This is a genomic window from Acidobacteriota bacterium (genome assembly GCA_040754075.1).
Classification (GTDB): domain Bacteria; phylum Acidobacteriota; class Blastocatellia; order UBA7656; family UBA7656; genus JBFMDH01.
This window is the reverse complement of record JBFMDH010000002.1, coordinates 186,450-199,757: the sequence shown is the minus strand read 5'-3', so window position 1 is coordinate 199,757 and position 13,308 is coordinate 186,450. Positions and strand designations below refer to the sequence as shown.

The following is a 13,308-nucleotide window of genomic DNA, read 5'->3' as shown; positions in this document are numbered from 1 at the left end:
ATTTTTTGATAAGGCTGGGCGAGGTAACCAGAATTTACAGGGTTGCGCAAAGTAACGGATGGGGATGGCAATGTCTAAAATCAGAGGACTGCGGTGGTGGATGATCGGGCTTGTTATGCTTGGCTCGATTATCAATTACCTGACACGCAGCACGCTCTCGGTGGCCGCGCCGACGCTGCTGAAAGACCTGAACATCGGCGAACAACAATATTCGTGGGTGGTCGGCACATTTCAGGGTGCCATCATGCTGCAACCGCTCTGCGGCTACGTGCTGGATGTAATCGGGCTGAAGATCGGCTATGCGCTCTTCGCCGTCGCCTGGTCGCTCATCAGCATGGCGCACGGACTGGCGCACAACTGGCAAGTGCTAGCGGGTCTACGTGGACTGCTGGGGCTTGCCGAAGGCTCGGCGAATCCTGCTGGGATGAAGGCGACGGCGGAGTGGTTCCCGGCTAAAGAGCGCGGGCTGGCAGGGGGCGTTTATAACATTGGCGCTTCCTTCGGCTCGATGCTCGCTCCTCCACTCGTCGCGTGGGCGATTTTGCAGTACAACTGGCAGTCGGCATTCGTGTTGACAGGTGCATTGGGGCTGGTCTGGGTAGCGGTATGGCTTTGGCTCTATCATCCACCGGAGAAACACCCGGCGCTCTCGCCGGCGGAATTCGATTACATCGCTGCCGGGCAGGAGCAGCATTTGCGACACGACGGAAAGCGACCTTCGGTGCCCTCGCTCGTGCGACGGCGCAACTTCTGGGGCATTGCGCTGCCGCGATTTTTGGCCGACCCGACGTGGGGGACGCTGACATTCTGGATGCCGCTCTACCTGTCACAGACACGCGGCTGGGACTTGAAACAGATCGCGCTCTTTGCGTGGCTGCCGTTTCTAGCGGCGGACATCGGCTGCCTGTTTGGCGGAACGTTCAGTTTGTGGCTGCAAAAATACTGGCGCATCAACCTCCTCAACGCCCGGCGCGCCGCCTTCACGCTCGGTGCCTTCCTGATGCTTGGCGTCGGTTTCGTCGGTTTCGTCGAAAGCCCGTATGCCGCAATTGCTTTGCTCAGCCTTGCCGGTTTCGCCCATCAAACTTTGTCGGTGACCGTTATCACCATGTCTTCGGATTTGTTCAAGAAGAACGAAGTGGCAACGGTTGCCGGAATGGCTGGTACATTCGGCAACGCCGGGCTGCTAATCTTTTCACTGCTGATCGGTGCGTTGGTGCTGAAGATCGGCTACACCCCATTCTTCATTTGTCTTGGCCTGCTGGATATTATCGGCGCAGTGATCTTGTGGATCGTGGTTAAAGCAGATGTAGAGACGGCCGAAGCGGTCGAGGTTTGAAGAAGGAACGTGCGATGAGCAGCTCAATGACAATGATTCAAAACCCCATCCTCCGCGGGTTCAATCCCGACCCTTCGATTGTGCGCTTGGGTGATGATTATTACGTCGCCACCTCGACGTTTGAGTGGTTTCCCGGCGTGCAGATTCACCACTCCCGCGACCTCGTGCACTGGCGGTTGCTTTCGCGCCCCCTGAACCGTCCGAGTCAGTTGAATATGCTTGGTGACCCGGATTCCTGCGGCGTGTGGGCGCCCTGCCTGACATATGACGACGGGTTGTTCTATTTGATTTACACAGACGTCAAACGCTACGGGCGCACCTCACATCTGGGCGCAGTGGGCGCGGGCTTGCGCGACATGCACAACTACCTGGTGACCTCGCCGACAATTGATGGTGTGTGGTCCGACCCGGTCTATTTGAACAGCAGCGGTTTCGACCCGTCCTTGTTTCACGATACAAACGGGCGAAAATATCTGGTCAACATGCTCTGGGACCACAGGCCAGGCAAAAACCGGTTCGGCGGTATCGCGCTGCAAGAGTATTCGCCTGTAGAATGCCGGTTGATTGGCGAGCGGCACAACATCTTCACAGGAACAGCCATCGGCTTTACCGAAGCGCCGCACCTGTACAAGCGCAACGACTATTATTATCTCATCACAGCCGAAGGCGGTACGGGTTGGGGGCACACGGTGACGATGGCACGCTCGCGTGAGTTGCTGGGGCCGTATGAACTGCACCCGGATACTTATATCCTGACAGCGCGCAACCGCCCCGACGCGGAACTGCAACGCGCAGGGCATGCTGACCTTGTTGAGACGCAACAAGGCGAGACCTACATGGTCTATCTCTGTGGTCGCCCGCTGAAAAATCGCGGTCGCTGCACGCTCGGACGCGAAACGGCAATTCAACGCATGATATGGGGCGCGGACGGTTGGTTATACACAGAGGACCGCGACGCCTTTCCGCAGCGCGAAACGGCAGCGCCAAAGTTGCCGCCGCACTCATTCCCGCCCGTGCCAACGCGCGAAGATTTCGACAGCCCGACGCTTCCCATTGAATTTCAATGGCTGCGCTCGCCGTGGACTGATGAGTTGTTCAGCCTGACGGCGCGTCCCGGCTACTTGCGTCTGTTCGGGCGCGAGTCGACCGGCAGCCTGTTTCGCCAGGCGCTTGTCGCGCGGCGACAACAATCGCACTGCTACAGCGCCGCGACGTCCCTTGAGTTCGAGCCGCAACACTACCAGCAACAGGCCGGGCTGATCTGCTACTACAACGGCTCCAAGTTTCATTACCTGTATATTTCAATGGATGAGGTTGTCGGCAAACATCTTTGCGTGATGACCTGTCACCCTGAGTTGCCTGACATGTTCACTGCGCCGGTTCCTATCATTACGGATGTGCCCGTACACCTGCGGGTGGAGGTGGATTACGAGCGGTTGCGCTTCGCCTTTCGCTTGGATAGTGGCGAGTGGCAGTGGTTGCCGGAACAGTTCGACGCCAGCATCGTGTCCGATGAGGCAGGTCCGCCCACGGCTGCAAATTTCACCGGAGCGTTTGTCGGGATGTGCTGTCAGGATGCTGCGGGCACAGGGCACCCGGCTGATTTCGATTACTTTGAATATTGCGAGCGTGAATTCTCCGCCGCGCCTTAGTTTTCAAGAGAGAAAAAATGACCATTACCAAATTCTTGCACATCATCATACTGATAATCATTGTTGCGTTCGCATTGCCGTTGCTGGCACAGGTGCAAACCGAAGTGCCTCCGGTAGTGCCCGGTGCAAAGCTTGTGACAGTGGAACACATTAAAATCCATGGAACAGCCCTTGAGGGCAACCTGGAGGGCGATGCCGTTGACCGCGAGGTAATCGTATTTCTGCCGCCGAGCTACGCCAGGGAAAAGTCGCGGCGCTACCCGGTCGTCTATGCTTTGCATGGTTATTCCATCGGCGCTGAACAATGGAGTAAGGAAATTCATGTGCCGCAAACCATTGAGGGCGCTTTCGCGCAGGGCGCTAAAGAGATGATTGTCGTGCTGCCCGATTCCAAGACCATTCATAACGGTTCGATGTATTCAAGTTCGATTACCACAGGGGATTTCGAGAATTTTATTTCGCATGATGTGGTCTCTTATATTGACGCGCATTACCGGACGATTCCAAACCGGCTGGCTCGCGGACTGGTAGGACATTCCATGGGAGGGTATGGCGCGACGCGCATCGGCATAAAGCATGCGGATGTGTTTGGTAGCCTCTACATCATGAGTCCCTGCTGCTTATCTCCGCGACAAGCGGGGCCGCCGAATCCGGAAATGGCGAAGGCGCTGGAGGCAGTAAAGACGCCCGAAGATTCGGCCAGGCTGCCGTTTATGGCCCGCGCGCAGTTAGCCAGCGCCGCTGCCTGGTCACCCAATCCGAAGAACCCTCCACTGTACCTTGACTTGCCTGTCAAAGATGGTCAGCCACAGCCGGATGTTCTGGCCAAATGGGCGGCGAACGCACCGTTAGCCTTCATTGATCAGTACATTGGCAATCTCCGCCAGTATCGTGCGATTTCACTGGATGTAGGTGACAAGGACGGCTTACGTGTTGATACAGGCAAACTGCATGATGTGCTCGATAAATACGGGGTCATGAACAGTTTTGAAGTGTATCAAGGCACTCATACAAGCGCGGTGGCGGTTCGTTTCCAGAACCACGTCCTGCCGTTCTTCAGCAAGAATCTATGCTTTGGAAATAACTGTAAATAATGGCTATGAAAAATACTTTAGCGGCAGCCCTCTTCATCTGGTTGACAACGGCATGGGCTCAGGAATCATTGGTCTTCGCGCTCAACGGCGAAATCCGAATTCATGATCCTTCCACCATTATTTTCTGCGAAGGCAAGTTCTACACCTATGGCACAGGTGGTACCGCACTCGTCTCTGATGATGGTTGGAGTTGGCGGCGGGGCGCACAACTTCCGCGACGCGGACTGGCCCCAGACGTGATTCACATCGGCGACCGCTATTTTCTGTATATCGCCGCCAACAGCGCGCCGACGAAGGCGGACATCAACCTGCTCACGAACAAAACCCTCGACTCTGCTTCGCCTGACTACAAATGGGAAGAGGGCGGCGTCGTGGCGTCTTCGGACGGCATCGAAGACTGCAACGCCATTGATCCGGGCGTTTTTCTTGATCCCACCACCAAAAGGCTGTGGCTCACCTACGGCTCCTATTTCGGCTACATCCGGCTCTTGGAGCTTGACCCCAAAACCGGCAAGCGCCTCAACCCCAATGAAAAGCCCCGCAACATTGCAATCAATAGCGAAGCCTCAATCATTATTTACCACGACGGATGGCATTACCTATTGGTCACGCATGGCAGTTGTTGCAGGGGCGCCGACTCGGGCTATAACATCCGCGCCGGTCGCGCGAAGAAGGTCACGGGTCCTTTCCTAGACAACCTGGGCGTGGACATGATTCAAGGCGGGGGCAAGCTTTTCGTTGGCTCATCTGGACGTGTGATTGGCCCCGGCCATTTCGGACTGTTCGATCTCGGCGATGGAGTGCAGAGATTTTCACTTCACTACGAAGCCGACCTGGACCTGGGCGGCGCTAGCGTGCTCGACATTCGCCCTTTGCTTTGGAAAGACGGTTGGCCCGTCGCCGGTGAAAACCTTAAGGGCGGGACCTACCAGATCGAATCTCTGCGCACCGGCACGGTGCTTGAGCTTGCCGTGGAAGGATTTCCCGTTGGCGGCAGTCCCGTGAGACGAGTGCCGCCGCCAGGAGTCACCGGCAGTAACGCAGTCCCGCCTGGTACTGGAGGTGGAATCTTCGCAGGCACCGGCAAACCCATTCCGATACAAGATGTCGCAGAGGTTTCGCCGAAATGGCCGGCGGGCAACATTGATGCTCGTCTGGCCAACTACTTGTGTCAGGCGCAGCAGAAGTGGACGATTGAGCCAGTCACGAGCGTGGGCGGCTACCTTGGCTCACCCTATTTCAAAATCACCATTGCCGGAACAAATCGGACATTGGCGGCGACTGATGGCGCGGAGTTGGTCGTCTTACCTGGCTTCACCGGAGGCCCCGAACAGCTCTGGCGTTTCGACCAGCTTGCCGACGGCAGTTGGCGCATCAGTCCGAAGGCGATTCTCAACGCGAAAACTCCGCTTGTCCTTTCGGCGGTCGGTAGCAGTTTCGCCACCCTCGTCAGGTTCGACCCACAGGGCGAGAAGCAGCGTTGGTTACTCAAAACTCCATGATGTGATTGTCCAGGAATATTTATGAATATGCGTCTCACTAAACAGTTCACCTTCGTCGCCGTATTTACAGTTTCGGCGCTTCTGGCGCTTGCCGCCACCTCGAACATTGCGACTCAGATTCCGGCTGCTACTTTGACGAAGCCCGCCTCAGCGGAAAAGGCGCCCAATGCCGAAGGCTTCATTCAACGTTGGCTCCTGCTCGAACCGATTGGCGCGAGTGGACTAACGGACAGCGCGGTTCAGGGGGCGGTCAAGAAGGAGTATTTCCCTGAGCAGTTCACGATTGTTCCGCGCAATGGCGACCAGGTGATTGTCGGCGGCACGGAACTCACCTGGCATGCGGTGGACAGCGTGAACTATAACGTCAACCTCTTTCACTTCGCCCGCGCACATGGCAAGAAGACTTCCGATGTGCTGTTCTGGGCGGTGACGGTGATCAACTGCCCGCGCGAGATGCGTGACGTGCGGCTGTCGATTGGCTCCAACGCGGCATCAGTGTGGTGGGTCAACGGCAAAGAGGTGATTGGCATTTATGGCGACCGCCAGACTGTTATTGACGATGGCGTCTCCAAGCGACTCACGCTCAACAAGGGGACAAACGTCGTGCGTGCCGCGATTGTTAACGGCGGAGGAGCCACGGATTTTTGCGCGCGGTTTCTCGACGCGGAAGACAGGGCGCTAAAGGAGATTACGGTAAACCTGAGCGCGACACACACCACGCCTGTACCCACAAAATTGCAAAGACAGCCACAAGCTTCACAGCCGGACCCGAATTTCTACATCTTCCTATGCTTTGGGCAATCAAATATGGAAGGCGCAGGGCGAATCGAAGAACCGGATCTGCGGGTTGATAATCGCTTTCAGGTGCTAGCGGATTTTGACAATCCCGACCGCGGCTGGACGAAGGGCCAATGGTACAATGGCGTTCCTCCTTTGACTCGTCGAACGAGAGGCATATCCCTGGTTGATTCCTTTGGCAAAACGATGGTCGCCAATCTTCCGAAAAATATCCGGGTCGGCGTGGTCAAGGTCGGCGTTTCCGGCACGAAGATCGAGTTGTGGGATAAGGACAGTTACAGGGAATATCTGGCGACGACTGATGTTTGGAAGGTCAAAATTGCTGATGAATACGGCGGTAACCCTTACGGCTACATGGTTGAGCTGGCAAAAATCGCCCAGCAGAATGGCGTGATTAAAGGAATTCTGTTGCACCAGGGAGAGTCGAATGCCGAAGACAGGGACTGGCCCCAAAAAGTCAAGGTAGTCTATGACAACCTGATGAAGGATTTGCATCTCAAGCCCGAATCGGTGCCGCTGCTTGCGGGCGAAGTGGTCAATGCCGATCAGGGAGGCGAAAAGGCAAGCGCCAATGAAATCATTAAGAAATTGCCGGAAACGCTTCCCAATTCCTACGTCATCTCTTCGGCTGGTTTGCCGTGCAATGCCGATCACCTCCATTTCACTGCGGAAGGTTACCGGCAGTTTGGAAAACGTTACGCCGAGAAGATGCTCTCGATTCTTGGATACAAAGTCAACGAAACTAAATTGCCAACCCCTGGCGCTTTGTATGCCCAGGGGAATACGGATTGGACCGAACCCTTTCCACCGTTCAAAATTGCGGAGAACCTCTACTACGTTGGCAGCAAAGGCCTCGCCAACTATCTGATCACTACGCCGCAGGGGCACATCCTGATTAACAGCGATCTTGAGGAGAACGTTCCGCTCATCCGTGCGAGCGTGGAGAACCTTGGGTTCAAGTTTACTGACATTAAGGTTCTTCTCATTAGTCACGCGCACTGGGATCACAATGCCGCCAGCAATACCATCAAGAAACTGACCGGCGCGAAGTACATGGTTATGGATGCCGATGTGCCGGTTGTTGAATCGGGCGGCAAGACGGACTTTCAATATGGCAACGAGCCGACAGCCCTCTACACCCCTACCAAGGTGGATCGCGTGCTACATGACGGCGATGAGGTCAAGTTAGGGAACACCGTTTTGGTGGCGCATCTCACGCCCGGCCACACCAAGGGGTGCACGACCTGGACGATGAAAGTGAAGGAGGCAGGGAAAACCTACAATATTGTGATCATCGGCAGCCCTAATGTGAATCCCGGCTACCGGCTGGTGAACAACACTGCCTATCCGCAGATTGCGGCGGATTACGAAAAGATGTTCCGCGTCTTGAAATCCTTGCCGTGCGATATCTTTCTCGGTGCGCATGGCAATTACTTTAATATGGAATCGAAATACGCACGGCTGAAGGATGCTGGTCTTGCCACCTTCATCGATCCTGAAGGCTACAAGAAATATGTGGCCGACAAAGAACAAGCTTTCAAGTCCGAACTCGCAAAACAAAGAGCTGCTCCGCCAAGATGATTAATGAACGGATAGGGCAGGCTAATCAACCGGGTTGATCGGGGGCGCGAAGCAGATTTCTGATGGTTACTTTGCATTAGAGGAAAGTTATGTCGAGAGATTTGGAAGGTAAATCTGAGTCAAATTCCAGGAATATCTTCGACTCGGATGTCGAAGATGTTTGTCGGATAGTGACTGCTTCGCAGGGGCCAGGCGGACAACTGCCCCTCACGGCGGAAGACCTGACCATCCGTCCCAGTGGCGACATCTTCGGCTGGACGCAGGATGTTGGGATGGGTTGGAATCCATCGCAGTTGCGACGCCCTGAAGTCTTGATTCTAAGTACGCAGGGCGGCATCCGCCTGCCCGACGGCACGCCCCTCGCGCTCGGCTACCACACGGGGCACTGGGAGGTCGGTCTTCTCATGCAAGCTGCCGCCGAGGAGTTGCACGCGCGCGGCTGCATCCCGTTCGCAGGTTTCTGCACAGACCCGTGTGATGGTCGGACGCAAGGGACGACAGGGATGTTCGACAGCCTGCCTTATCGCAATGACGCGGCGATGGTCTTGCGTCGCTTGATCCGTTCATTGCCCACGAGACAAGCGGTGATTGGCGTTGCGACCTGTGACAAAGGGCTGCCGGCCATGATGATGGCGCTTGCCGGTTCATTCGACCTTCCCGTTGTGCTCGTCCCCGGTGGGGTGACGCTGCCCGCGAGCGATGGAGAAGACGCCGGCCGCGCGCAGACCATCGGAGCGCGCTTCGCCAACCGGCAGATCACGCTCGAAGAGGCCGCCCAGATTGGCTGTCGCGCCTGTGGCTCGCCGGGCGGAGGCTGTCAGTTTCTGGGTACGGCAGCAACTTCACAGGTCGTTGCGGAGGCGCTTGGTCTTGCCATTCCGCACAGCGCGCTCGCGCCTTCGGGCCAACCCATATGGCTCGACGCGGCGCGCAGATCGGCGCGTGCCGTGCTGCGGCAGAAGGAACTCGGCATCACCCTGCGCGACCTCGTCACTGACGTCGCCGTCCGCAACGCGATGGCTGTGCACGCAGCCTTCGGCGGCTCGACGAACCTTCTGCTGCACCTGCCGGCGGTGGCGCATGCGGCGGAGCTTGAGCCGCCGACGATTGACGAGTGGATCGGTGTGAACCGTCGCGTGCCGCGCCTTGTCGAAGCGCTGCCGAACGGGCAGCATACGACCGTGCGCGTCTTTCTCGCAGGTGGTGTCCCCGAAGTGATGCTGCACCTGCGCCGCCTCGGTTTGATTGATGGCAAGGCGCTCACGGCTGTTGGCAAGACGCTCGACGAAGTACTGGACGAATGGGAAGGGTCTGAAAGGCGGCGGGCTTTGCGCGCACGCCTGCTGGAAGCTGACGGCGTTGACCCCGACGAGGTCATCTGCCCGACCGAGCGCGCAAGGGAAAGAGGACTCACGAGCACAATCTCTTATATCAAAGGCAACCTCGCCCCGCAGGGCGCAATTGTCAAGAGCACAGCCATCGCGCGCACAGCATTTGGGGCTGACGGCGTCTTTCGCCTGACGGGACCTGCCCGCGTCTTCACGACTGAGCGCGCAACCATTGCCGCCATCAAGAGCCACGGCGAGGACTGCATCAAGCCCGGCGAGGTGATCGTGCTCATCTGCCGCGGACCAATGGGCGCGGGGATGGAAGAGGTATACCAGATCACCTCGGCACTCAAGTACATGCCCTACGCTGATAAGGTTGCGCTCATTACGGATGCACGCTTCTCTGGCGTCTCAAGCGGCCCGTGTATCGGGCACGTCGCCCCTGAAGCTCTTGCGGGCGGCCCCATTGGCAAGGTGCGCGACGGCGATCTGATTCGCGTCGTGATAGACCCGATTGAGTTGCGAGGAAGCATTGATCTGGTGGAAGCAGGCGCGCCGGGCGACTATGTGCTGGCTGACGCGACGTTAGCGGCGAGAGAGCCGCGACCGGACATACGGACTGACCCGGCTCTGCCCGCCGACACAAGATTATGGGCGGCGCTCCAGAACGCGAGCGGAGGACCCTGGCGCGGCAGCGTCTATGACGTTGACCGAATCATCCGCGTCATCGAAGCGGGACTGCGCGCGCTCAATTCTTAAGGTCGTCAAGCGAGGCGGAATGCCCGTTGGCTACACCTTCGGCAATGACCTGAGTTCATGCGTTATCTGGCGGCTGGTCAATCATCCAGGGCTGTAACAAAGTCGCTTGACAATTAAAAAGAAGAACCTTCCTCGGTTACTCTGTTAGTTACAAAACCACACAGAACCGGAGGAAGGTCTCGATGAAGTATAACACCGCTGCCATTTTACTCGCGGCTGTTGAAGCCGCCTTCTTCTTTGATGTTGGGAGCCTCTATGAACATCTGGAATCGCTTACTGACTGCCGCGACCCCAAAGGCGTCCGCTACCCGCTAGCCGTCGCTTTGGTCTTTATCATCCTCGCCAAACTCGCTGGCGAGCAGGAACCTCGCGGCATCGCCCAGTGGGTCGCCTTACGTAAAGACCTGCTTAGAGAAGCGCTCCAATTTGCCCGCGACACGACTCCGGCGGCGATTACGTTCTCGCGCATCTTGGGGCAGGTGGTTGTGGTCAGCGAACTTCAAGACGTCATCAGTCGCTTTTTGCTGTCTCATCCTCAAGCCGGGCAAGGGGTCGAATTCAACCTCGATGGCAATGCCCTGCGTGGGACGATCCCTGCTGGTCAGACTCAGGGCGACACCTGCTTGCCGCTTACCTCCTGGACGCGGGGCATCGGCAACTGGCGCGACCAACTCAACGTTTTGGCGTTGCTGGAAACGGCTCGCCCAGTTGTAAATGGTCTGACGCGAGACGCCCAAGCGTTGCGCGATTTCCTCAACCGAATCGCCATCGTCGAGCCAGAAGGCATAGGCGCGCAAGACCTGGCGGGCATCTAGCGAATTAGAAATAATGTGTTCGAGCAGGATTCGCTCTTTTGGGTTGAGTTCAAAGTAAGTCATCACTCCCTCAATTCTGAAATCGATGGTTGATGACCTGATTATACTTTTGTCAAAGAACTTTTTCGGCTCTACTTGGCATAAGAAAGTTTCGATTGCATCCTATGCTGGTTACGCAGTTGCGAGAGCATCAGGCGAAAACGAAATACCCGAATCCTGATAATTATATCTTCTCACGGGAGGATGGTCGCCCCATCGATCCTGATCATCTGCAAGAGCGCGTTCTTTATCCAGCAATGGATAAAGCGGAAATTAAAAGAACGTCTCGCGCTTATGGGTTGCACATGTTTCGACACACGGCAGGCAGTATCGGGTATGACAAAACCGGTAAGATGAAAATAGTTCAAAGGCTTCTTGGACGTGCTCAAGAATCTACGACTTCAAACATTTACGTCCATACTCAAGAAGATGAAGTGGCGGAAGTTGCTGAGCTGGTGGCTGAAGAGATATTTTCCAAAATGCAAGAGCTACAGGATTTCAGTGGTGGACTTGTAAATTAAATTGGACCCTAGCTTGGACCCTGGAAGGCAAAGGTGTGCGTAACAATCACTCCTCAAAGAACCCTAACCCAAATGAAAAGCCCGACGTAGGTCGGGCTTAAATTGGTGGCGGGGGTAGGATTTGAACCTACGACCTTTGGGTTATGAGCCCAACGAGCTACCTGGCTGCTCCACCCCGCGTCAAATTTAATACGCAAAGCGAAAGAGCAGTATAGCCACCTCGTTTATCTATTGCAAGAGTAGTGTCAAACCTTTTATACAGGAAATGCAATTGCCTTTTTATGAAGACGGAACGGCATCAACCGCCACTTTTTTTTTGATGCCAAATTTCTCGGTGATTTTTAAAACCGCAGCGCGCTCAGATTGATCCATGCAAAAAGCAAAAACTGTAATCCCATAGGGAAGCAACGCTATGGAAATTTCTGCAAAGAAAATTAACAATAACCAGCCTCTGTTTGAAGTGCTCACCAGAGCCGTCGGCGGCAAATAGCTTTTAATTCCCAACAGCAATAAAACAAAAGGTAGCTGCACAAGCAACGCTCTCGGCAGCGACCGCTTGATGTACTCAATCAGCGAGACGCGCAAATAATTTCTGAAATAGATAACTATCGCGACCACTGTAAAGCCCACCGTCGGAATCGTTGTGCCAAACGCCACGCCTTCAAGTCCGTAAGGTTTAACCAGCACCAAACTCAACACCAGATTGGCAATCGCCTGCGCCAGCGTAAACAATGCCACAACCTTATGTTTGCCGAGACCGAGCAATATCGTATGCGCGGGCATTTCCAGTAAATGCGCCAATACGGCTACGGTTAAGATGGAGAGTATCACTGCGCTACGGATATATTCCTGCCCCATCCACAAGGCGATAAACAAGTCGCCAAGAATAAAAAATACCGCAGCCACCGGAAGCGCAATGAGCAACATATATTTGGTGCTCAAAATCAACATCTCTTTAATTGCCTGGTGGTCATTGCGCGCCCCCATATCGGATGCCGTGGGCGTGAGCACCCCCATGGTTTCCGAAACTTGCAATAAATAGGTCACCAACCGGTTGGCGATTGAATAGAGCGTAACCGCCGCAGGCGATAAAAAAATTCCGATGACAATCGCATCCGTGTAAAAAATGATGCGCTTTCCGACAATCATTAAAAAAGCGAAGATGCTGTAACCGAAAAGTTCTCTCAGTTGCGCTTTATCGAAATACTCGCGCTTGATGGCGATTTCCGAATTCAACCGATATGCCGAACGCATCAGATAAATGAGCCGCAACATATCGAACGCAAAGGTCACCAAAGCCAATGCCAGTATGCCGTAGCCTTTTAAAATCAAAGCGACAATCACCCCGCTGCGGACGAGGATATTGATGGTCGTAACCGACGAATCCAAATCGTATCGTTGATAACCGCGCAGCACGCCTACGAAAACCGTTGCCGGAAAGGTGAGCGCGAGATTCAATCCGGTTATTAAAACCACTGCGGCTGCAGTGTTGAATGAAAGCGGGGTGTGAAAAATACGGTTAAAGAAAATGGCGAAACCGACGCTAAGCAGAAGCGCCAGCAATCCGATGATTGAATAAATCGTCAAGCTGGTGGTGATCAGACGATTGATCGATTGTTGTTCACCGCGCGCGCGATATTCTGCAACGTATTTCACCGTCGAAGGGGTGATACCGAAATCGAGAAGCCCCAGATAACCAACCAGCGAACCTACGAGCACCCAGACCCCGTAAATTTCATCGCCAAGGTTGCGCACCAGAAACGGTGACATCACAAAACCGATGCCGATGGTGACAATGAATGCCGCCCAGTTCATCACTACGTTTTTGATGATTTGTGAAGCGCGATGCTGATTTTCGATTTGCATGACAATCGGTTTCG

General features: G+C 55.2%; 9 protein-coding genes, 1 tRNA gene and 1 pseudogene. 8 read left to right on the top strand and 3 right to left on the bottom strand.

The genetic code is table 11. The features are described from left to right. Positions 1 to 70 precede the first annotated feature (70 nt). The 7 genes and pseudogenes from AB1757_02940 (at position 71) to AB1757_02910 (ending at position 10,562) form a co-directional block, all read left to right on the top strand. Entirely contained in the window at positions 71 to 1,339 is a 1,269-nt protein-coding gene (locus tag AB1757_02940; protein MEW6125994.1) for an MFS transporter, read from the top strand. A gap of 32 nt (positions 1,340 to 1,371) precedes the next feature. Next, a complete protein-coding gene (locus AB1757_02935; GenBank protein ID MEW6125993.1) occupies positions 1,372 to 2,991 on the top strand; it encodes a glycoside hydrolase family 43 protein in 1,620 nt (539 codons plus the stop codon). 17 nt (positions 2,992 to 3,008) lie between these two features. Beyond that, on the top strand, positions 3,009 to 4,085 hold the full coding sequence (locus tag AB1757_02930) for an alpha/beta fold hydrolase (GenBank protein MEW6125992.1): 1,077 nt from the start codon (positions 3,009 to 3,011) through the stop codon (positions 4,083 to 4,085). Then, positions 4,085 to 5,587 (top strand): family 43 glycosylhydrolase, encoded by a 1,503-nt coding sequence (locus tag AB1757_02925; GenBank protein MEW6125991.1) that lies wholly within the window; start codon positions 4,085 to 4,087, stop codon positions 5,585 to 5,587. Before AB1757_02930 ends, AB1757_02925 begins: the two co-directional genes overlap by 1 nt. A 21-nt stretch (positions 5,588 to 5,608) precedes the next feature. After that, the gene (gene bla, locus AB1757_02920; GenBank protein ID MEW6125990.1) at positions 5,609 to 7,966 is read left to right on the top strand and encodes a subclass B3 metallo-beta-lactamase; all 2,358 of its coding nucleotides are present in this window, start codon (positions 5,609 to 5,611) and stop codon (positions 7,964 to 7,966) included. Between the two features lie 89 nt (positions 7,967 to 8,055). After that, positions 8,056 to 10,053, top strand: coding sequence for a YjhG/YagF family D-xylonate dehydratase (locus tag AB1757_02915; GenBank protein ID MEW6125989.1), 1,998 nt, complete (start codon positions 8,056 to 8,058; stop codon positions 10,051 to 10,053). Between the two features lie 182 nt (positions 10,054 to 10,235). Beyond that, a pseudogene (locus AB1757_02910) lies at positions 10,236 to 10,562 on the top strand (transposase family protein). On the opposite strand, the gene AB1757_02905 reads toward AB1757_02910, so the two are convergent. Continuing rightward, a complete protein-coding gene (locus tag AB1757_02905) occupies positions 10,446 to 10,931 on the bottom strand; it encodes a helix-turn-helix domain-containing protein (GenBank protein MEW6125988.1) in 486 nt (161 codons plus the stop codon). The pseudogene AB1757_02910 and the gene AB1757_02905 sit on opposite strands and share 117 nt — an antisense overlap. A 101-nt stretch (positions 10,932 to 11,032) precedes the next feature. Between AB1757_02905 and AB1757_02900 the strand changes: the two genes are divergently transcribed. Next, positions 11,033 to 11,428 carry a tyrosine-type recombinase/integrase gene (locus tag AB1757_02900; GenBank protein MEW6125987.1) on the top strand — a complete coding sequence of 132 codons (396 nt, stop codon included), beginning with the start codon at positions 11,033 to 11,035 and terminating at the stop codon, positions 11,426 to 11,428. A 103-nt stretch (positions 11,429 to 11,531) separates the two neighbouring features. On the opposite strand, the gene AB1757_02895 is transcribed toward AB1757_02900, so the two are convergent. Together AB1757_02895 and AB1757_02890 are read right to left on the bottom strand one after the other, a co-directional pair. After that, a tRNA-Met gene (locus AB1757_02895) sits at positions 11,532 to 11,608 on the bottom strand. Positions 11,609 to 11,707: 99 nt separating this feature from the next. Then, positions 11,708 to 13,294 (bottom strand): flippase, encoded by a 1,587-nt coding sequence (locus AB1757_02890; GenBank protein MEW6125986.1) that lies wholly within the window; start codon positions 13,292 to 13,294, stop codon positions 11,708 to 11,710. Positions 13,295 to 13,308: the final 14 nt, after the last annotated feature.

Coding starts and splice junctions, on each gene's coding strand:
- AB1757_02940 (MEW6125994.1), top strand. CDS start 71: ATGTCTAAAATCAGAGGACTGCGGTGGTGGATGATCGGGCTTGTTATG.
- AB1757_02935 (MEW6125993.1), top strand. CDS start 1,372: ATGATTCAAAACCCCATCCTCCGCGGGTTCAATCCCGACCCTTCGATT.
- AB1757_02930 (MEW6125992.1), top strand. CDS start 3,009: ATGACCATTACCAAATTCTTGCACATCATCATACTGATAATCATTGTT.
- AB1757_02925 (MEW6125991.1), top strand. CDS start 4,085: ATGGCTATGAAAAATACTTTAGCGGCAGCCCTCTTCATCTGGTTGACA.
- bla (MEW6125990.1), top strand. CDS start 5,609: ATGAATATGCGTCTCACTAAACAGTTCACCTTCGTCGCCGTATTTACA.
- AB1757_02915 (MEW6125989.1), top strand. CDS start 8,056: ATGTCGAGAGATTTGGAAGGTAAATCTGAGTCAAATTCCAGGAATATC.
- AB1757_02905 (MEW6125988.1), bottom strand. CDS start 10,931: ATGACTTACTTTGAACTCAACCCAAAAGAGCGAATCCTGCTCGAACAC.
- AB1757_02900 (MEW6125987.1), top strand. CDS start 11,033: ATGCTGGTTACGCAGTTGCGAGAGCATCAGGCGAAAACGAAATACCCG.
- AB1757_02890 (MEW6125986.1), bottom strand. CDS start 13,294: ATGCAAATCGAAAATCAGCATCGCGCTTCACAAATCATCAAAAACGTA.